Below are 18,750 nucleotides of genomic sequence, written 5' to 3'. Positions count from 1 at the left end.
CGAACCGAGGTCAGCGCGCGTCGGTGAAGCGCTCCCCCCGCTCCGCCTTCTCCACCAGCAGCGCGGGCGGCGTGAACCGCTCGCCGTAGCGCTCGGCCAGCTCCCGCGCACGGGCCACGAAGCCCGCGAGACCGCCCTCGTACCCGTTGATGTACTGCAGCACGCCGCCGGTCCAGCCGGGGAAGCCGATGCCGAAGATCGAGCCGATGTTGGCGTCGGCGACGGACGTCAGCACGCCCTCCTCCAGCAGCCGGACGGTGTCCAGCGCCTCGGAGAACAGCATGCGTTCCTGCATGTCCTCGAAGGGGATCTCGTGGCCCGGCTCGGTGAAGTGCTCGCGCAGGCCCGGCCACAGCAGGCCGCGCTTGCCGTCCTCGCCGTACTCGTAGAACCCGGCGCCACCGCTGCGGCCGGGGCGCCCGAACTCGTCGACCATACGGTCGATGACGGCCTCCGCCGGGTGCGCCGTCCAGGTGCCGCCCGCCTCCTCGACCGCCCGCTTCGTCTCGTTGCGGATCTTGCGGGGCAGGGTGAGCGTCAGGTCGTCCATCAGGGACAGCACCTTGGCGGGGTAGCCCGCCTGCGCCGCCGCCTGCTCGACGGAGGCGGGCTCGATGCCCTCGCCGACCATCGCGACACCCTCGTTGATGAAGTGGCCGATGACACGGGAGGTGAAGAAGCCGCGCGAGTCGTTGACCACGATCGGCGTCTTGTTGATCTGCCGCACCAGGTCGAAGGCGCGCGCCAGCGCCTCCTCGCCGGTCCGCTCGCCCTTGATGATCTCGACCAGCGGCATCTTGTCGACGGGCGAGAAGAAGTGCAGCCCGATGAAGTCGCTCTGCCGTTCCACGCCTTCGGCGAGCGCCGTGATCGGCAGGGTCGAGGTGTTGGAGCACAGCAGCGCGTCGGGCTCGACGATGTGCTCGATCTCCTGGAACACCTTGTGCTTGAGCGCCGGGTCCTCGAAGACGGCTTCGATGACCGCGTCACAGCCCGCGAGGTCGGCGGCCTCGGCGGTGGGGGTGATCCGGGCGAGCAGCGCGTCCGCCTTCTCCTGCGTCGTACGCCCCTTGGCGACCGCCTTGGCGCACAGCTTCTCGGAGTAGGCCTTGCCCTGGGCCGCCGCCTCCGGGGAGACGTCCTTGAGCATGACCTCGATGCCCGCGCGGGCGCACGAGTAGGCGATGCCCGCGCCCATCATCCCGGCGCCGAGGACCGCCACCTTGCGGACCGTACGGGGCTCGATGCCCTGCGGCCGGTTGGCGCCGGAGTTGACGGCCTGGAGGTCGAAGAAGAACGCCTGGATCATGTTCTTCGCGGTCTGCCCGGTCACCAACTCGGTGAAGTAGCGCGCCTCGATGGTCTGGGCGGTCTCGAAGTCGACCTGGGAGCCCTCGACGGCCGCCGCGAGGATGTTGCGCGGGGCCGGGTAGGGGGCGCCGTTCAACTGCTTCCTCAAGTTGGCCGGGAAGGCGGGGAGGTTGGCGGCGAACTTCGGGTTGGACGGCGTACCGCCCGGGATGCGGTAGCCCGGCTTGTCCCAGGGCTGCTGGGACTCGGGGTTGGCGTCGATGAAGGCGCGCGCCTTGGCGAGCATCTCCTCGCGGGTGGCGGCCAGTTCATCGACCAGGCCGTTGTCCAGGGCGCGCCGGGGCGCGTACTGGGTGCCCTGGAGCAGCACCTTCAGCAGGGCGTCGGCGATGCCCATCAGCCGGACGGTACGGGTGACGCCGCCGCCCGCCGGAAGCAGGCCGAGGGTGACCTCGGGCAGGCCGATCTTGGAGCCGGGGGCGTCGAGGGCGATGCGGTGGTGGGAGGCGAGGGCGATCTCGTAACCGCCGCCCAGGGCCGCGCCGTTGAGGGCGGCGACGACCGGCTTGCCGAGGGTCTCGATACGGCGCAGCGCGTGCTTGATCGCCATACCGGTCTCGAAGACCTGCTGGGCCTCCTCGGGGCCGACCTTCATCATGTCCTTGAGGTCGCCGCCGGCGAAGAAGGTCTTCTTCGCGGAGGTGTAGACGATGCCGCGGATGGAGTCCTTCTCGGCCTCGGCGCGCTCGGCGATCGCCGCGATCGACTCCTTGAACGCCTGGTTCATGGTGTTCGCGGACTGGTTCGGATCGTCGAGGACGAGGGTGACGATGCCGGTGTCGTCCCGCTCCCAGCGGATGGTGGTGGACTGAAGTGTCATCAGGGGTGCTCCGTAGGTCCGTCGGGGAAGGTCAGACACGCTCGACGATGGTGGCGATGCCCATGCCGCCGCCCACGCACAGCGTGGCCAGCCCGTATCGCTTGTCCTGGCGCTCCAGTTCGTCCACCAGGGTGCCGAGGATCATCCCGCCGGTCGCGCCGAGCGGGTGGCCGAGGGCGATGGCGCCGCCGTTGACGTTGACCTTGTCCAGCGAGATCCCCATCTCCCGCACGAACCGCAACACGACAGCGGCGAACGCCTCGTTGATCTCGACCAGGTCGATGTCGTCCATCGTCAGGCCCGCCTTGGCGAGCGCCTTGCGGGTGGCGGGCGCGGGGCCGGTCAGCATGATCGTCGGCTCGGAACCGGAGACCGCCGCCGAGACGATCCGGGCGCGCGGCGTCAGCCCGTACCGCTCGCCGACCGCCTCGGAGCCGATCGCGACAAGCGACGCGCCGTCCACGATGCCGGAGGAGTTGCCCGCGTGGTGGACGTGGTCGATCTTCTCGACCCAGTGGTACTTCTGCAGCGCCACCGCGTCGAAGCCGCCCAGGTCGCCGATGTCCGCGAACGACGCCTTGAGCCCCGCGAGCGAGTCGGCGGTGGTGCCGGGCCGCATGTGCTCGTCGTGGTCGAGGACGACCAGGCCGCTGCGGTCCGTCACGGGCACCACGGACCTCTCGAAGCGGCCTTCCTTCCAGGCGGTCGCGGCGCGCTCCTGGGACAGCGCCGCGAACTCGTCCACGTCCCGCCGGGAGAAGCCCTCGATGGTGGCGATGAGGTCGGCGCCGATGCCCTGGGGCACGAAGTTGGTGGCGATGTTGGTCATCGGGTCGGCGAACCAGGCGCCGCCGTCGGAGGCCATCGGGACGCGCGACATGGACTCGACGCCGCCCGCGAGCACCAGGTCCTCCCAGCCCGAACGGACCTTCGCCGCGGCGAGGTTGACGGCTTCGAGGCCGGACGCGCAGAAGCGGTTCTCCTGGACCCCGGCGACCGTGTCGGGCAGTCCGGCGGCGATCGCGGCGATCCGGGCGATGTCGGAGCCCTGGTCGCCGACCGGGCCCACGACCCCGAGGACGATGTCGTCGATCGCGGCCGGGTCGAGGTCGGGGAACCGGCGCCGTACCTCGTGGATGAGTCCGACCACCAGGTCGATGGGCTTGGTGCCGTGCAGGGCGCCATTGGCCTTGCCGCGCCCGCGCGGGGTGCGGATCGCGTCGTACACGTACGCTTCGGTGCTCACTGGTAAGCCTTTCGAGGAGGGTCGGCCGAGCGGGAACGGCGGGTGATCTTCAGTCGCCGTCCTGGAGGAGCCTGGGGGCGTCGTTCTGGAGGAGGCGGGGGACGTCCCAGTCACGCGCCACGTCCACGGTGGCGGCGCCCGGCCGGGCCGGGCCGCCACGGACCGAGGTGGGGGTGACCGAGAAGCGGGGCGCGGGCGCCGGTTGGGTGATGCCCTCGTGGTCGGTGAAGGTGCCGCGGGCGGCGAGGTGGGGGTGGGCCGGGGCCTCGCGGAGCGAGAGGACAGGGGCCACGCACGCGTCGGAGCCGTCGAAGAGCCGGGTCCACTCGTCGCGCGTACGGGTTCTGAAGCGGGCCGCGATCGCCTGCCGCAACTCGCCCCAGCGGGCGGCGTCCTCGCGGGCCGGGATCCGGTCCCCGAGGCCGAGCAGCTTCACGAACTCCGCGTAGAACTGCGGTTCCAGGGCGCCCACCGCCATGGCGCCGCCGTCGGCCGTCTCGTAGGTGCCGTAGAAGGGGCAGCCGCCGTCGAGGAGGTTGGCGCCCCGGCGGTCCTGCCAGCCCCCGGCGGCGAGCATGCCGTGGATCATCGAGGTCAGATGGGCGGTGCCGTCGACGATGGCCGCGTCCACGACCTGCCCGGCGCCCGTCGCGCGCGCGTGGTGGAGGGCGGCGAGGGCGCCGACGACGAGGTAGAGCGCGCCGCCCGCGTAGTCGCCGAGGAGGTTCACGGGAACGGTGGGCGGCGCGTCGGGGTCGCCGATCATGCCGAGCGTGCCGGTGAGCGCGATGTACGCGATGTCGTGTCCGGCGCGCGGGGCGAGGGGGCCGTCCTGGCCCCAGCCGGTCATCCGGCCGTAGACGAGGCGGGGGTTGCGGGCGTGGCAGGTCTCGGGGCCGATGCCGAGGCGTTCGGCGACGCCCGGACGGTAGCCCTCGATGAGGATGTCGGCGCGTTCGACCAGGTCCAGGACGCGGGCGGGGCCGTCCTCGGACTTCAGGTCGACCACCACCGAGCGCTTGTTGCGATTGGTGATGTCGTACTCGGGGGCGACCCCGAGCCCCGGGCCGCCCGGCCGGTCGACGCGCACCACGTCGGCGCCGAGATCGGCCAGCAGCATCCCGGCGAACGGGCCGGGTCCGATGCCCGCCAGCTCGACGACACGCACACCCGCGAGCGGGCCGTGCCCAGGCGTCCCTGCCACTGCCATCAAGCCCCCAGCTCTGTGACACAACCGATGTGACATCAGTGATGTTAAGAACGTGTTGCAGTGCGGACAATACCCCGGCGAGCAAGCGCTTAGCCCGCCGCGGGTCGTCAAACCATCTCATATCACCCGGGCGGGGTTCGGGCCACGGCCACGGGGGCGGGGGGTGGTCAGGAGCCTCGGGCGTCCGGCGGTCAGGAGCCGGTCGGTGGCGCCGGGGGCAGTCGGCGCGTGCCGCTGTCGTGGATCGCACCCCAGGTCCCGCTGAGCGCCTCGGTCGAGTCGTCGTAGGAACGCTGGGCCACGGCGACGAACAGGCAGTCCACGAGCGCCAGTTGGGCGATGCGGCTGGCGGTGGCACCGACCCGGTAGGGGGCTTCGAGGGCGTAGGTGGTCAGCAGCAGGTCGGCGCTCTCGGCGATCGGCGAGCGCGCGAAGTTCGTGAGGGCGATGGTCGTCGCACCGCGCCCGGCCGCGGCCTGCAGCGGTGCGATGGTGTCGCTGGTGGTGCCGGAGTGGGAGATCCCGATGGCGACATCGGCGGGACCGAGCAGCGCGGAGGCGGTGAGCGCGGCGTGGACATCGGTCCAGACGAACGCCATCCGGCCTATCCGGTGCAGCTTCTGGTGCAGATCCTGGCCGACGACCCCGCTCGCGCCCACACCGAAGATGTCGATCCGCCGGGCGGCGGCCACCGCGTCGACCGCTCGCTCCAGCATGTCCACATCGAGCCGGGCGCCGGTCTCCTCCAAGGAGCGCGCCTCGCTGTAGATGATCTTCTCGACCACCTGCTGGAGCGAGTCGGTGGCACTGATGTCCCCACTGGTCCAGGCCCGTTCACCGCGCAGCGCGTCCTCGCGGGCGGCGGCACCGGCCAACGCCAGCCGCAACTGCGGGTAGTTGGCCAGCCCGACGGCCCGGCAGAACCGCATGACCGTGGTGACCGAGGTCCGGGCGCGGCCCGCCAGGGCGCTGATGGAGAACTCGGCGGCCTGCGCGGGATCGGCGAGCACCGCCTCGGCCACGCGCTGCTCGGCCGGGGCGAGATGCGGCAGGGCGCCGCGGATGCTCGCCAGAAGGTCGACCGGGGGCGACTCGCGGACCGGCTCTGCCGGGTCGGCGGGGGATGCCGTCGTGGGGGCCATGCGCTCCTCCAGGGCCGTACGGGACGGATGAAGTGTAGGCAGCGGGGGCGGCGGGTCGTCAAAAATTAACGAGATGCAAAGCCGGGTGGTTACTTATTGACATGCCGCGCTCGCTCTTCTGATACTCGGCACCACGCCCGAACGCCGAACACGCAACGCCCGCCCCGAACGCCGAACACGCATGTACCGCTTGCTTCCGCTTCCGCTTCCACCTCCATGAGAAGAGAGCGTCCCCATGACTGCTGTGCTCGCTGTGGATCTTGGCAAGACCGGGTGCCGTGCGGCGGTCTGGACCGAGGACGGCGCCGCGCCCCTGTCCGTGCACGAGGTGCCGGGAGCGCCGGGCCTGGCCTCGTCCGGAGGGGTCATCGCGGCGGAGACGGCGGTACGGAGTGCCGCGGAGGCGGCGCTCAAGGACGCGGCCGTCGAGCGGTTGCGCACCGTCTGCGTGGGGGCCGCCGGGTCCGCCGCCGCGCCGGACGCCGCCCGCGCGCTGGCCCAGCGGCTGCTGGCCACGATGCCCACCGACGAGGCCGCCGTCACCAGCGACGCGGTGACCGCGCACGCCGGGGCGCTGGGCGGTGAGGCGGGGGTGGTCCTCGCCATCGGGACCGGCGCGGTGACCGTCGCCGCGGCCGAGGGCGCGTTCGCGCTCGTCGACGGCTGGGGGCCCTGGCTGGGCGACGAGGGCGGCGGCGCCTGGATCGGCCTCGCGGGGCTGCGCGCGGCGCTGCGCGCCCAGGACGGCCGGGGCGCCGAGACCGCGCTGCGTACCGCCGCGATCGAGCAGTACGGCGCGCTGGAACGCCTGCCCGCCACCGTGTCGCGGGACGGCAACCCCGCCCGGTCCGCCGCCGCCTTCGCCCCGGCGGTCGCGCGAGCCGCGGCCCGTGAGGACCGGGCGGCCGTGCGCATCCTGCGAGACGCCGCCGGCGCGCTGGCCGACGCGGTGTCCGCCGCCGCCCGCCGGATCGGCGACGACCCGGTCCCGGTTGCCGTCACGGGCGGCCTGACCCACCTCGGCGCGCCGCTGCTGGATCCGCTCACGGCGGCCCTCACCGCGTCCGCGCACGTCCTGGAACTGCGCCCGCCCCTGGGCGATCCGCTCGACGGGGCCCGGCTGCTGGCCCTGCGCCGCAGCGGCCCGCACGAACCGTTCGTCACGCGCCTGCGCCACCGCGAACGGGTCTGACCCCTCGTAACTCCCTCTCCTCCCCCGCCCTTCCCACAGGAGCAAGCCCGTGCGCCACCTCGACCTCGTCGTGATCATCGTCTATCTGGTCGCCATCGCCTGGATCGGACTGCGGATGTCCGGGCGACAGCGATCCGCCACGGAGTACTTCGTCGGCGAGGGCAAGATGCCTTGGTGGACGGTGTGCTTCTCGGTCGTGGCCACGGAGACCAGCGTCCTCACCGTGATCAGCGTCCCCGGCGGCGCGTACGGCGGCCAGGCCTTCGGCAACGTGGAACTCGCGCTGGGCTATGTGATCGGACGCGTGGTCGTCGCGACCGTCCTCATCCCGCTGTACAAGCGGGGCGGGTTCGTCAGCGCCTACGCCTATCTCGGGGACCGCTTCGGGCTGCGGCTGCAGGGGTTGGCCTCGATCACGTTCGTGATCACCCGGCTGCTGGCCGAGGGCGTACGGCTGTTCGCCTCCGCCATCCCGATCAAGCTGCTCCTGGACGAGCTGGGCGTCGACACCGGCTATCGGACCATCATCGTCGTCCTCACCGCCATCACCGTCGTCTACACCTACCTCGGCGGCATCAAGGCGGTCATCTGGACCGACGCCATCCAGATGCTGCTCTACCTCGGCGGCGCGGTCCTGGCGATCGCGGTGCTCTCCGGCCATGTCGGCACGAGCGGCTTCAGTGACGCGCTGAACAGCGGGCACTTCCGGGTGTTCGACACCGACTTCTCCTTCAGCCACATCCTGACCAGCACCTTCGCGCTGCCCACCGCGATCCTCGGCGGTGCCGTCTTCGCCATGGCCAGCCATGGTTCGGACCAGCTCATCGTCCAGCGCATCCTGTCCACCCGCGATCTGCGCGACAGCCAGAAGGCGATGATCGGCTCGGGCATCTTCATCACCGTGCAGTTCGCGGCGTTCTCCCTCGTCGGTGCCCTGCTGTGGTCCTACAACAACGGCCGGTCCTTCACCGACCTCGGGCTGAAGAGCTCGGACGACCTCTATCCGCACTTCATCCTGCACAGCCTCCCCGTGGGCGTCTCGGGACTGCTGGTGGCCGGCATCCTGGGCGCGGCCATGGGCTCGCTGTCCTCGGCGCTCAACTCGATGTCCAACTCCACCGTGTCGGACCTGATCCGCAGCTTCTTCCGCCGTACGCCCTCCGAGGAGACGATGCTGAAGCTGGCGCGGGTGATGACGCTGGTGTGGGCCGTGCTGATGGCGGTCTTCGCTTGTGCCTTCAGTACCAGCACCGGCAATGTCTACCTCACGGGCCTCGCCATCGCCGGGTACACCTACGGGGCCCTGCTCGGCGCGTTCCTGCTGGGCCGTCTGGTCAAGCGGGCCAATGAGGTCGACTCCCTGGTGGCCTTCGTGGTGACGCTCGCGGTGATGACGTACATCGTGCGCGTCGTCAAGATCGACACCACGGTGGCGGGTGCGACCGTGCCCGCCGCGATCGCGGCGCAGTGGCTGGTGCCGATCGGGGTCGTCCTCACCCTGGTCGTGGGCGGTGTGCTGAGCCTCTTCCACCAGCCGCCGGTTCCCGCCGCCCCGTCCGGGCCCGACCGGACCGACACGGCGACGGCCTCGGGCTCCCCGGCCGCCTGACAACCTACGGAGACACCATGCGCGTGATCGGCCTGATGTCCGGCACGTCCTACGACGCCATCGAGGCCGCGGCGGCCGAGCTGACCCTGGAGCACGACACCCTGGTGCTGCGCCCGCTCGGCGCCCTCAGCCTCCCCTACCCCGAGGAGCTGCGCGGGCTCGTGGAAGCGGTGCTGCCGCCCTCCGCGACCACCATCGAGACCGTCTGCCGCCTGGACACCGGTCTCGGCCAGGCCTTCGCCGCGGCGGCCACGCGCGCCGTCGGGGAGCTGTGCTCCGGCAGCGCCGACCTGGTGGTCTCGCACGGGCAGACCGTCCATCACTGGGTCGAGGGCGGCGCGGTCCGCGGCACGCTCCAGCTCGGGCAGCCCGCCTGGATCGCCGAGGCGACCGGGCTGCCCGTCGTCTCCGATCTGCGCAGCCGCGATGTCGCAGCGGGCGGGCAGGGCGCGCCCCTGGTGAGCATCGTCGACACGCTGCTGCTGCGCGGCCGGGCGGGCGTGAGCGCGGCGCTGAACCTGGGCGGCATCGCCAACGTGACCGTGGTGAGCCGGGACACCGATCCGGTCGCCTTCGACACCGGGCCCGCCAACGCGTTGATCGACGCGGCCGTACGGCACTTCACGCACGGCGCCCGCGCCTACGACGAGGACGGCCGCGGTGCCGCCCGCGGCCGGGTCGACCCCGCTCTGCTGGCCCGACTGCTGGAGGAGCCGTACTACCGGCGGCCCGCCCCGAAGACGACCGGCAAGGAGCTGTTCCACCTCGCCTATCTGTTGGAGGCGCTCGCTGCGCGGCCGGTCCTCGAACCCGACGACGTACTGGCCACGTTGACCCGGCTCACCGCGGTCACCGTCGCGGACGCCTGCCGGGCCCACGGCGTCGACGAACTCGTCGTCTCCGGCGGCGGCGCCCGCAACCCCGTACTGATGCGGATGCTCGACGAGGAGGCGGCCGGCATACGACTGCTGCCGAGCGACAGCCTGGGCCTGCCCTCCACCGCGAAGGAGGCGCTGGCGTTCGCGGTCCTGGGCTTCCTGACCGTGCAGGGTCTGCCCGCCACGGTGCCCTCGTGCACCGGAGCCCGGCACGCCTCGCTGCTCGGCAGCATCACACCGGGCCGCACGTCACTGCGCCTGCCGGAGCCCGCCGCCGCCCCGCCGCGGCGGTTGCGGATCGACGGCACGCCTCGCTGACCGGCCCGGCTCGCTCCGCAGGCGGTCGACGGCCCGGAGTCAGTCGGCGGCGGGGCCGGTCGCGACACCGGCCCGGCCGACCGCCTCGGCGAGGGCCCGGCGGCACAGGGCGTCGGCGCGGCGCGTGGACTCCGGGATGCGGTACTTCGGGGAGAGCGCGAGGACATGGGCGCAGGCGTTGGCGAGGTCGACGCGGTGTCCCACGGAGACGAACACCGGCTTGATGCCCGTCTGGGTGCGCACCGCCCGGCCGACCTCTTCCGTGCCCGCGAGCAGCGGGGCCGTGCTGCCGCGCGCGGCGCCGGGTTCGTCGTAGGTGAAGGTGAACGGGTTCTTGGCCGCACCGATCGTGGGGAGCCCGGTGAGGACGCCGAGGTGGCTCGCGAGCCCGAAGCGGCGCGGGTGGGCGAGGCCGTAGCCGTCGCAGACGACCAGCCCCGGGTCGAGGGAGAGGGCGTCGAGGGCGGCGAGCACGGTGGGCAGCTCACGGAAGGCGAGCAGCCCGGGGACGTAGGGGAAGGAGACCTCGCCGACGGCGGTGGCCTCGGTGACCACCGTGAGCGTGGCCGCGTCCAGGACCACGGCCGCCGCCGCGACGACATCGTGCTCGTCGTCGTAGGCGACGTCGACACCCGTCACACGGCCGGTGCCGGGCGGCGGACCGGGTTCGTCCAGGACCACCCGGCCGCGCAGGTCGTCCTGTACGGCGCGGGCCTCTTCTTCGGTCGCGGGCCAGCCCGCGGGGATGCGTACGGTCGTCATGATGGTGTCGAGCGTACGACCCCGCGGTCCGCCGTCACTTGCCCAGGGCCCGCCTCAGATCGCTCTTGTTCATGTCCGAACGGCCGTGGATATTGCGCCGCTTGGCTTCCTGGTAGAGCTGGTCGTAGGTGGGCCCCTGGGAGCCGTGGCCCGAGCGCTGTCCGCCGCGCCTGCCGGAGGACATGTCCTGGGTGGACGTGCGGCTCGCGGTCTTCGACTCGCCGGAGCGGGCCCGCTCCTTGTTCACGGTCCGCGCCGCGATCTCCTCGGCTCGTCCCTTCTTCTCCCCGCGGTCGAGCGCGCTCTTCTTGATGTGCTCGTACTGACGCTCCCGCTTGGGGCTGGAGCCGCGTGGCATGACGGTCACTTCCTTTCGGGATGTACGGGTCCACACCGAGTACCCGGGTTTCGCCGGATCACCGTCGGGTTCAAGCACCCTCAGGGTTCAGACACCCTCAGGGTTCGAGCCGTGCCACCCGTCCCTTCTCCCCCGCGGCCCAGCAGCCCCGGTCCGGGGCGCAGTCCACGGTGTCGTACGAGCCGGTGTCGACGGTGGTCCAGGTACGGCCGCCGTCCGTGGTGAGGTCGGTGCCGGTCGGGCCCACGGCGAGCGCGGCCGTGCGGCTGTGCGGAAGCCAGGCGACACCGGACCGGTAGGCGGGCGGAGGCTCGGCGGCGGGGGTCCAGGTGCGACCGCCGTCCCCGCTGACCGCCGCCGCGCGCGGGGACGGCTGGTCCGCGCGGTAGTCGCCGCCGACCGCGATGCCGTGCGTGCGGTCGCGGAAGGCGAGCGCGAAGACGCCGCGTGCCGGATCGCCCGCCGGGAGCGGGGTGTCGGTCGCGCTCCACGTCCGGCCGCGGTCGGCGGAGTGCAGCACGCGCGCGTGCGCGCCGCCGCCCGTCGCCAGCCATACGTCGTGCGGCCCGGAGGCGACCAGGCACTGGCCACTGGCCGCGAACCCGGCCTCGCCGTCCTGCGCGGCGGGCATCCCGGCGCCGGGCAGGACGCTCCAGGAGCGCCCGCCGTCGCTGGTGGACAGCAGACGGAACCGCCCGTCGACGGGGTCGCTCATGGCGAGGCCGTGGCGGTGGTCGAAGAAGGTGAGGCAGTCGTAGAAGGCCCGGCTGTCGGTGTTGCGGAACGTCTCGGTCCAGGTCGCGCCCCCGTCGCCGGTGCGGAAGAGGCGGGAGTCCTCGCCCTCGCCGATGGTCAGGGCGACGGCGCGCCGGGCGTCGAAGGCCTCGATGTCGCGGAACTCCAGGCCCGCGGCGCCCGGCGGGGAGACATCGCGCCAGTGCGCGCCGCCATCGGTGGTCCGCAGCACGGCGCCCTGCGTTCCGGCCAGCCAGGCGGTGTTCCGGCTGACCGCGGCCAGACCCCGGAACCGTGCGTCCGTACCGCTGTCGGTGAGCCGCCAGTGCGACCCCGGCCGCTTGCCGCCGTCGCCGTACGCCTGCGCGGGCGCCACGGCCAGCGCGGCAAGCACCGCGGCGCACAGCCCCACGGCCATCGTCCGGCCCGTACGTCTCGTCTTCCTCATGCTCGTCATGGCGCGCGAAGCTAGCCGACCCGCTCAAGGCAGTCCAGAGATCGAGGCGGTCCAGACATCAGGACGGTCACGTATGTGACCTAGGTCACTCCAGCCCGTCGGGCACGGAATGCCTCATTCCCTCGTCTCTTCACATACCTGACAGCCGTCCCGAGGGAGCAAGGCGTTGTCCTTCGTCATCGAGCAGCCCGTGGAGGCCCGCCTCGTCGCCGCCGCACCGCGGATGCCGAGCATTCCGGCCATGCTCCGCTACGACCGGCGCGACCCGTTCGCCGTCCGTATGACGTTCCCGGCCCCGGCCACCCTGGAGGGCGTGGAGGTCTGCTGGACCTTCGCCCGCGCGCTGCTGGCGGCGGGCCTGGAAGGCCCGGAGGGCCATGGCGACGTCCGGGTACGGCCGTACGGTTACGACCGCACCGTCCTGGAGTTCCACGCCCCGGAGGGCACCGCCGTCATCCACATCCACTCCAGCGAGGTCCGCAGCTTCCTCCAGCGGGCCACCGAATTAGTGCCGGTCGGTCTGGAGCATCTCCAGGTGAACCTGGACCACGGCCTCGCGGAGCTGATGCGCGACGCGTGATGTCCTCCTCGCGCATGCCCTAAGCATGCCCGCTCGCGGAAGCGCCCCGTAAATGCGTTGACGCGCCTCGCGCCCGCTCCTAGCGTGTTCGTCACCGGCCCGTTGCCATCGACAGGAGAAGGACGTTGCTCTACTGAGGTCTTGAGACACCGCGTCACACAGCGCAGTCCGCGTCTGTGTGCGTCGCGTGCGACCTCGGCGTCCGAGCCGTCCTCCCGTGCTGGGCTCTTCCTCTGCTCACGGCCATGCTCACGGCCTGTTCACGGACCGTCGCCCCTGCGGTGTCTCTCACGCGTTGCCCCCACCCACTTCACGCAACCGCGAGGCCCGTATGTCATCCATTCCCTCCCTCACCTGTGTCTCCCTGTCCTTCTCCTGGCCCGACGGCACCGCCGTCTTCGACGACCTCCAGGTCGGCTTCGCCTCCGGCAGGACCGGGCTCGTCGGGGTCAACGGCTCCGGCAAGTCGACCCTGTTGAAGCTGATCGCGGGTGAACTCGCCCCGTCCGACGGCTCGGTGCGCGTCATGGGCGAGGTCGGCTACCTTCCGCAGAACGTCACGCTCGACACCGCGCTGCGCGTGGAGGAGGCGCTCGGTATCGCCGAGACCCGCGCCGCCCTGCACGCCATCGAGGCGGGCGATGTGGCCGAGGAGCACTTCACGACCGTCGGCGACGACTGGGACGTGGAGGAGCGCGCCGAGGCGATGCTCGGCGAACTCGGCCTCGGCCACGTCGGGTTGGACCGCACCATCGGTGAGATCTCCGGCGGCGAGACCGTTCTGCTGCGGCTGGCCGCGCTGCTGCTGCGCCGCCCCGACATCCTGCTCCTTGACGAGCCCACCAACAACCTCGACCTGTACGCGCGTCGACGGCTGTACGCGGCGGTCCAGGCCTGGCCGGGGATCATGGTCGTGGTCAGCCATGACCGTGAACTGCTCGAACTGGTCGACCAGATCGCCGATCTGCGCTCGGGAGAGGTGACCTGGTTCGGCGGCAACTACTCCGCGTACGAGGCGGCGTTGGCCGTCGAGCAGGAGGCCGCGGAGCGCATGGTGCGCGTCGCCGAGGCCGACCTGCGCAAGCAGAAGCGTGAACTGGTCGACGCCCAGGTCAAGTTGGCCCGCCGCAAGCGGTACGGGCAGAAGATGTGGGAGAACAAGCGGGAACCCAAGATCGTCATGGGCGCGCGCAAGCGGGCGGCACAGGAGTCCGCGGGCAAGCACCGCATCCTGCACGAGGGAAGGCTCACCGAGGCCAGGGAACGGCTGGACGAGGCGGTCGAGGCGGTACGGGACGACGACGAGATCCGCGTCGACCTGCCGTACACGGCGGTGCCCCCGGAGCGGGCCGTACTGACGCTGCGGGACCTGGAGTTGAGGTACGGCGCGCGCGTCGCGGGCGGCCTCGATCTGCACGGCCCGGAGCGGATCGCGCTGATCGGACGCAACGGCGCGGGCAAGACGACCCTGCTGCGCACGATCGCGGGCGAACTGGAGCCGGTGGCGGGCGAGGTGACCGCGCATGTGCCGCTGCGCTTCCTGCCGCAGCGGCTGGACGTCCTGGACGACGCGTCGACGGTCGCGGAGAACGTGGCCCGGTTCGCTCCGGGCGCCACCAACAACCGGATCCGGGCGCGCTTGGCTCGCTTCCTGTTCCGCGGCACCCGGGCCGACCAGCGGGCCGGGACCCTGTCGGGCGGTGAGCGCTTCCGCGCCGCCCTGGCCGCGCTGATGCTCGCGGAGCCCGCGCCGCAACTGCTGATGCTGGACGAGCCGACCAACAACCTCGACCTGGCGAGCGTACGGCAGCTCACCACGGCCCTGGAGTCCTACGAGGGCGCGCTGATCGTCGCGAGCCACGACATGCCGTTCCTGGAGTCGATCGGCATCACCCGCTGGCTGCTCCTCGACGGCGAGCTGAAGGAGACGAAACCGCTGGACACGCACTGATCAGTGATCTTTATAGCGCGCTTAACCTACGGTCCCGTAACCTACGGCCTCGTAGCCTACGTCCCCGTAGGTTCCGGCACCGCTCGCCGGACTGTTCACCGTCCCCATCCTGGAGTTCCCGTGACGATCGACGCTCCCCACCTCGGCAGCCCTTCCGACTGGACCGACGCCCGGCTGCTGTACGCACTGGAGGAAGTGGTCGAGACCGAGTTGAACCGGCATCTGAAGGTCGCCAAGGACTGGATGCCGCACGAGTACGTTCCGTGGGGCGAAGGGCGTAACTTCCCCGGCTTCTTCGAGGACGGCGTGGCCTGGGAGAAGGAGCAGTCCAAGGTCACCGAGATCGGCCGGACGGCGCTCGTGGTGAACCTGCTGACGGAGGACAACCTCCCCAGCTACCACCACGAGATCGCCGCGCTCTTCGGCCGTGACGGTGCCTGGGGCACCTGGGTGCACCGGTGGACCGCCGAGGAGGCCCGGCACGGCATCGTCATGCGTGACTACCTCCTCGCCTCGCGCGCCGTCGACCCGGACAAGCTGGAACAGTTCCGCATGGCGCACATGAACGAGGGCTTCGAGTCGGACAACCGGCACTCGATGCTGCGTACGGTCGCCTATGTCTCCTTCCAGGAGCTGGCCACCCGTATCTCGCACCGCAACACGGGCTTCCAGTCCGGCGACCCGGTCTGCGACCGGATGCTGGCCCGTATCGCGACGGACGAGAACCTGCACATGGTCTTCTACCGGAACCTGCTCAAGGCCGCGTTCGAGATCGCGCCGGACCTGACCATGCAGGCGGTCCGGGACGTCGTGGTGAACTTCCGGATGCCCGGCCACGGCATCCCCGGCTTCGAGCGCGCCGCCGTGCAGATGGCGGTCGGCGAGGTCTACAACCTGCGGATCCACCATGACGACGTGCTCCAGCCGGTGCTCCGCTTCCTGAAGGTCATGGAGATCGACGGGCTCGGCCCCGAGGGCCGCGCGGCGCAGGAGGAACTGGGCCTGTTCATGGGCGGTCTCGACGCGGAGGCCGCGCGGTTCGACGAGAAGCTGGCAGCCCGCAAGGCGCGGATGGCGTCACGCGGCAAGAGCTGAGCACGGTCGCTGTCGGAGCACGGCCGTTAGCCGTGGGTTGATCACGGTCGCAGGGCGGCGTGGCCTCCGGGCCCGCGCGTCGCCGTGTCTCCTATGCGGCCTCGTAGTGGTGGGCTTCCGCGCCCCGCCACTTCACCCATGCCGGGTCGTCGAGCAGATCCTCGGCGTCCGGCAGGCCGGCCCGACCGAGGAACTCCATGAGGTCCTCGTCGGAGAACGCCAGCCCGAGACTCTCCCCGCGCGCGGTCACCCGTCGGCCGCCGGTTCCCGACGGCGGGTGAACGATGACAGGAGCCCGTCCGGACATATCTCCAGGATCGTCCCGCATCCCCCGCCCCGCATCCGGACGGGACCGCGCTACCCCCGCGTCCGCCGGAGCTGCAGGCGCTCCTTCTCGGACAGCCCGCCCCAGACGCCGAAGCGTTCGTCGTGAATGAGCGCGTACTCGAGACAGGCGGAGCGTATCGGGCACAGCTCGCAGATACGCTTCGCCTCTCGCACCGAGCTGCCCGGCTCGGGAAAGAAGAAATCGGCCCCCGTCTGCGCACACATCGCCTGCTCCTGCCAGGCGATGTCGGTCGCAGTCATCGTTTCGGTGTGCATGGGCAAGAGCTTGCGGGGTGGCGAAAAACATTCGATCAACGATGGATCAACGGCGTGTGCCGGGCGCCTTGTTCACGGCCGTCGATGATGCCCGGCGGGGCGGCGCGACGCACGGCGGCGCGCGGAGTGAACGGCGACGGAAGTATGCGGGGTGAGACCCGCTAGTCGTACAACTCGTCGTAGCCGTCCGACTCGTCGATCAGGTCCACATGGCGGTGCCGGTGTCGGCGGCCGTGACCATGGCCATGACCGTGCCTGCGCGAGTGCGACTCGTCGTCCTTGTGCGAGTGCTCCTGGTACCGGGGCAGCGACCCGTTCCGGTTCTTCACCAGGAACAGCCCGGCCATCCCCATGTCGGCGTGCTTCTGCACATGGCAGTGGTACATCCACGCGCCCGCCCCGACCTCCTCGCCCGCGATCACCTGGAAGCCGAAGGCGTCCCCCGGCCCCACGATCTTGTTGTCGACGACCCGGCTGTGGTCATCCGGACCGGCGAGCAGGCCCGTGCGGTTCTCCGCCCAGCGGTGACCGTGCATATGGAACGTGTGGTAGTGGTCGCCATGGGTGATCATCACGAACTCGACGCGCTCTCCGACGAACGCCTCGAAGTCGGGCGCGTGGTGATGCTTGTAGTTGTTGATCGTCAAGTTGTTGAACACGATCGTGTGCGTCCGGTCGGGGAGGATGTCGCCCTTGCGGCGGACGATCACCGGCCCGTACAGGCCCTTGTGGACACCGCCCGTACCGTGCTCGGTACCGAGGACGTGGTCGTGGTAGTGCCAGTAGCCCGCGCTGCCTTCGCGCCAGGTGCCGTCCTTGCGGCGACCCGGAGCGTGGGTGCGCCAGACATACGTACGCCGCCCCCCGGGCTTCACCCCGCTCCAGCTCAGGTCCGTTCCGTCACTGGTGAACTCGTAGTCCAGCCCGTGCACATGCAGGCTCGCGGCGGTGTCCAGGGTGTTGACCAGCTCGATGTGCAGCGTGTCGCCCTCGTTGATCTCGATCAGCGGGCCGGGGATGGTCGCCTTGCCGCGTTTGAAGCCGTATCCCATCTGACCGTGGCCGACGTGCTCCGCGTAGAGCGTGATGTGCCGGTCCTTGCCGCCGGCGGGCGCGCGCCTCGCCACTCGGTCGGTGCCGACGGCGTCCGTGGTCAAGGACATCGATGTCGCGACGGCCGCACCGCCCAGCAGCATCCGCCGGTTGAAGCTGCGTCTGTCCATGCTGGACTCCCCATCCTGTACGGAACTCGAAGGCGAGAGCCGCCACGACGAACAGCCGGAACTCACAGCCAGGACGATAGCGGCACGATCATGATTTTATCTTCATTTCGCCATATTCCTTTGCATTTCGGACACATCTACCGGCGTGTCGCGTCCCCGGGTCCCTCCCCCCGCCGCGCCCTGCTCGGCTGCACCCGCTTCGGTTCGCCCGGCATCTTGGGGTACTCCGGCGGGTAGGGCAGATCGCCCAGGCCGTGGTCGTGCTCGTCGCGGCGGGCCAGTTCCAGGAGCGAGTCCAGTGAGAAGGCGTGGTCGTCCATGTCCGCGTGGACGTCGCCCGTCTCGGCGTACCGGCGGGGCATGGTCACCAGGTCGAAGTCCTCGGGCGCCGCGTCCGTGACCTCCTCCCAGCGCAGGGGCGCGGAGACCGGGGCGTGCGGCCTGGCGCGGACGGAGTAGGCGGAGGCGACCGTGCGGTCACGGGCCGTCTGGTTGTAGTCCAGGAAGATCTTCCGGCCCCGCTCCTCCTTCCACCAGGCGGTGGTCACGTGCGCGGGCATCCGGCGCTCCAGTTCGCGCCCGACGGCGATCGCGGCGCGGCGCACCTGGGTGAAGGTCCAGCGCGGTTCGATGGGCACGAAGACATGCAGTCCCCGGCCGCCGGAGGTCTTGGGCCAGCCGCGCAATCCCCCGAACTCCTCGAGGACGGCGCGCAGTTCATGGGCCGCGCGCGCCGCGTCCGCGTAGTCGGTGCCGGGCTGCGGGTCAAGGTCGATGCGGAGTTCGTCGGGGTGGTCGACGTCGGCGCGGCGCACCGGCCAGGGGTGGAAGGTGAGCGTGCCGTACTGCGCGGCCCAGACGACGGCGGCGATCTCGGTGGGGCACATCTCGTCGGCGCTGCGACCGCTCGGGAAGGTGATGTGGGCGGTGGGGATCCAGTCGGGCCTGTTCCTGGGCGCGCGCTTCTGGAAGAAGGACTCGCCGGTCACTCCGTCCGGGAAGCGCTCCAGGGTGGTGGGCCGGTCGCGCAGGGCGCGCAGGATGCCGGGGCCGACGGCGAGGTAGTAGCGCGCGAGGTCGAGCTTGGTGAAGCCGCGGTCCGGGAAGAAGACCTTGTCGGGGCTCGACAGCCGGACCGTTCTGCCCGCCGCTTCCAGCTCCACCGCGTCGCCCATGTGTGCCACGGTAGGCGGGGCGAAC

Annotated in this window: 17 protein-coding genes; 6 read left to right on the top strand and 11 right to left on the bottom strand. The window is 71.2% G+C overall.

Annotated features, from left to right (window positions below):
• Window positions 1–10: 10 nt before the first annotated feature.
• The 4 genes from NGF19_RS12460 to NGF19_RS12445 all read right to left on the bottom strand — a co-directional run bounded on the left by NGF19_RS12460 (window position 11) and on the right by NGF19_RS12445 (window position 5,789).
• Window positions 11–2,191, bottom strand: a complete 2,181-nt coding sequence (locus NGF19_RS12460; protein WP_252424891.1) for a 3-hydroxyacyl-CoA dehydrogenase NAD-binding domain-containing protein — start codon at window positions 2,189–2,191, stop codon at window positions 11–13.
• A 31-nt stretch (window positions 2,192–2,222) separates the two neighbouring features.
• Window positions 2,223–3,437, bottom strand: a complete 1,215-nt coding sequence (locus tag NGF19_RS12455; protein ID WP_252424890.1) for an acetyl-CoA C-acetyltransferase — start codon at window positions 3,435–3,437, stop codon at window positions 2,223–2,225.
• A gap of 49 nt (window positions 3,438–3,486) precedes the next feature.
• The gene (locus NGF19_RS12450; RefSeq protein ID WP_252424889.1) at window positions 3,487–4,647 is read right to left on the bottom strand and encodes a CaiB/BaiF CoA transferase family protein; all 1,161 of its coding nucleotides are present in this window, start codon (window positions 4,645–4,647) and stop codon (window positions 3,487–3,489) included.
• A gap of 191 nt (window positions 4,648–4,838) precedes the next feature.
• On the bottom strand, window positions 4,839–5,789 hold the full coding sequence (locus NGF19_RS12445; RefSeq protein ID WP_252424888.1) for a MurR/RpiR family transcriptional regulator: 951 nt from the start codon (window positions 5,787–5,789) through the stop codon (window positions 4,839–4,841).
• 235 nt (window positions 5,790–6,024) lie between these two features.
• Here NGF19_RS12445 and NGF19_RS12440 point away from each other — a divergent pair, with 235 nt between their 5' ends.
• From NGF19_RS12440 to NGF19_RS12430, 3 genes are read left to right on the top strand one after another with little or no spacing between them, the layout of a single operon-like run.
• Window positions 6,025–6,981, top strand: a complete 957-nt coding sequence (locus NGF19_RS12440) for an N-acetylglucosamine kinase (RefSeq protein WP_252424887.1) — start codon at window positions 6,025–6,027, stop codon at window positions 6,979–6,981.
• 49 nt (window positions 6,982–7,030) lie between these two features.
• Entirely contained in the window at window positions 7,031–8,590 is a 1,560-nt protein-coding gene (locus tag NGF19_RS12435; RefSeq protein WP_252424886.1) for a sodium:solute symporter, read from the top strand.
• A 17-nt stretch (window positions 8,591–8,607) separates the two neighbouring features.
• Window positions 8,608–9,786: an anhydro-N-acetylmuramic acid kinase gene (locus tag NGF19_RS12430; protein ID WP_252424885.1), complete on the top strand. Its 1,179-nt coding sequence runs from the start codon at window positions 8,608–8,610 to the stop codon at window positions 9,784–9,786.
• Window positions 9,787–9,825: 39 nt separating this feature from the next.
• On the opposite strand, the gene NGF19_RS12425 is transcribed toward NGF19_RS12430, so the two are convergent.
• The 3 genes from NGF19_RS12425 to NGF19_RS12415 form a co-directional block, all read right to left on the bottom strand.
• Window positions 9,826–10,548, bottom strand: coding sequence for an endonuclease V (locus tag NGF19_RS12425; RefSeq protein ID WP_252424884.1), 723 nt, complete (start codon window positions 10,546–10,548; stop codon window positions 9,826–9,828).
• A 34-nt stretch (window positions 10,549–10,582) separates the two neighbouring features.
• Window positions 10,583–10,906, bottom strand: a complete 324-nt coding sequence (locus NGF19_RS12420; RefSeq protein ID WP_252424883.1) for a plasmid stabilization protein — start codon at window positions 10,904–10,906, stop codon at window positions 10,583–10,585.
• Between the two features lie 97 nt (window positions 10,907–11,003).
• The gene (locus NGF19_RS12415) at window positions 11,004–12,059 is read right to left on the bottom strand and encodes a WD40/YVTN/BNR-like repeat-containing protein (protein ID WP_252424977.1); all 1,056 of its coding nucleotides are present in this window, start codon (window positions 12,057–12,059) and stop codon (window positions 11,004–11,006) included.
• Window positions 12,060–12,264: 205 nt separating this feature from the next.
• Here NGF19_RS12415 and ssgD point away from each other — a divergent pair, with 205 nt between their 5' ends.
• The 3 genes from ssgD to NGF19_RS12400 all read left to right on the top strand — a co-directional run bounded on the left by ssgD (window position 12,265) and on the right by NGF19_RS12400 (window position 15,724).
• Window positions 12,265–12,678: a spore wall synthesis regulator SsgD gene (ssgD, locus tag NGF19_RS12410; protein ID WP_252424882.1), complete on the top strand. Its 414-nt coding sequence runs from the start codon at window positions 12,265–12,267 to the stop codon at window positions 12,676–12,678.
• A gap of 331 nt (window positions 12,679–13,009) precedes the next feature.
• On the top strand, window positions 13,010–14,629 hold the full coding sequence (locus tag NGF19_RS12405; protein WP_252424881.1) for an ABC-F family ATP-binding cassette domain-containing protein: 1,620 nt from the start codon (window positions 13,010–13,012) through the stop codon (window positions 14,627–14,629).
• Window positions 14,630–14,749: 120 nt separating this feature from the next.
• Entirely contained in the window at window positions 14,750–15,724 is a 975-nt protein-coding gene (locus NGF19_RS12400; protein ID WP_252424880.1) for an acyl-ACP desaturase, read from the top strand.
• A 91-nt stretch (window positions 15,725–15,815) separates the two neighbouring features.
• Here NGF19_RS12400 and NGF19_RS12395 read toward each other — a convergent pair whose 3' ends face one another.
• From NGF19_RS12395 to ligD, 4 genes are all read right to left on the bottom strand, one after another.
• Window positions 15,816–16,031, bottom strand: a complete 216-nt coding sequence (locus tag NGF19_RS12395) for a hypothetical protein (RefSeq protein WP_252424879.1) — start codon at window positions 16,029–16,031, stop codon at window positions 15,816–15,818.
• 50 nt (window positions 16,032–16,081) lie between these two features.
• Entirely contained in the window at window positions 16,082–16,327 is a 246-nt protein-coding gene (locus NGF19_RS12390; protein ID WP_252424878.1) for a WhiB family transcriptional regulator, read from the bottom strand.
• 161 nt (window positions 16,328–16,488) lie between these two features.
• Window positions 16,489–17,550, bottom strand: coding sequence for a multicopper oxidase domain-containing protein (locus NGF19_RS12385; RefSeq protein ID WP_252424877.1), 1,062 nt, complete (start codon window positions 17,548–17,550; stop codon window positions 16,489–16,491).
• Between the two features lie 137 nt (window positions 17,551–17,687).
• Window positions 17,688–18,725, bottom strand: a complete 1,038-nt coding sequence (gene ligD / locus NGF19_RS12380) for a non-homologous end-joining DNA ligase (RefSeq protein WP_252424876.1) — start codon at window positions 18,723–18,725, stop codon at window positions 17,688–17,690.
• Window positions 18,726–18,750: the final 25 nt, after the last annotated feature.

The organism is Streptomyces macrolidinus (assembly GCF_023887685.1).
Classification (GTDB): domain Bacteria; phylum Actinomycetota; class Actinomycetes; order Streptomycetales; family Streptomycetaceae; genus Streptomyces; species Streptomyces macrolidinus.
The sequence above is the reverse complement of the archived record's forward strand: the minus strand, read 5'-3'. Positions and strand labels throughout refer to the sequence as shown.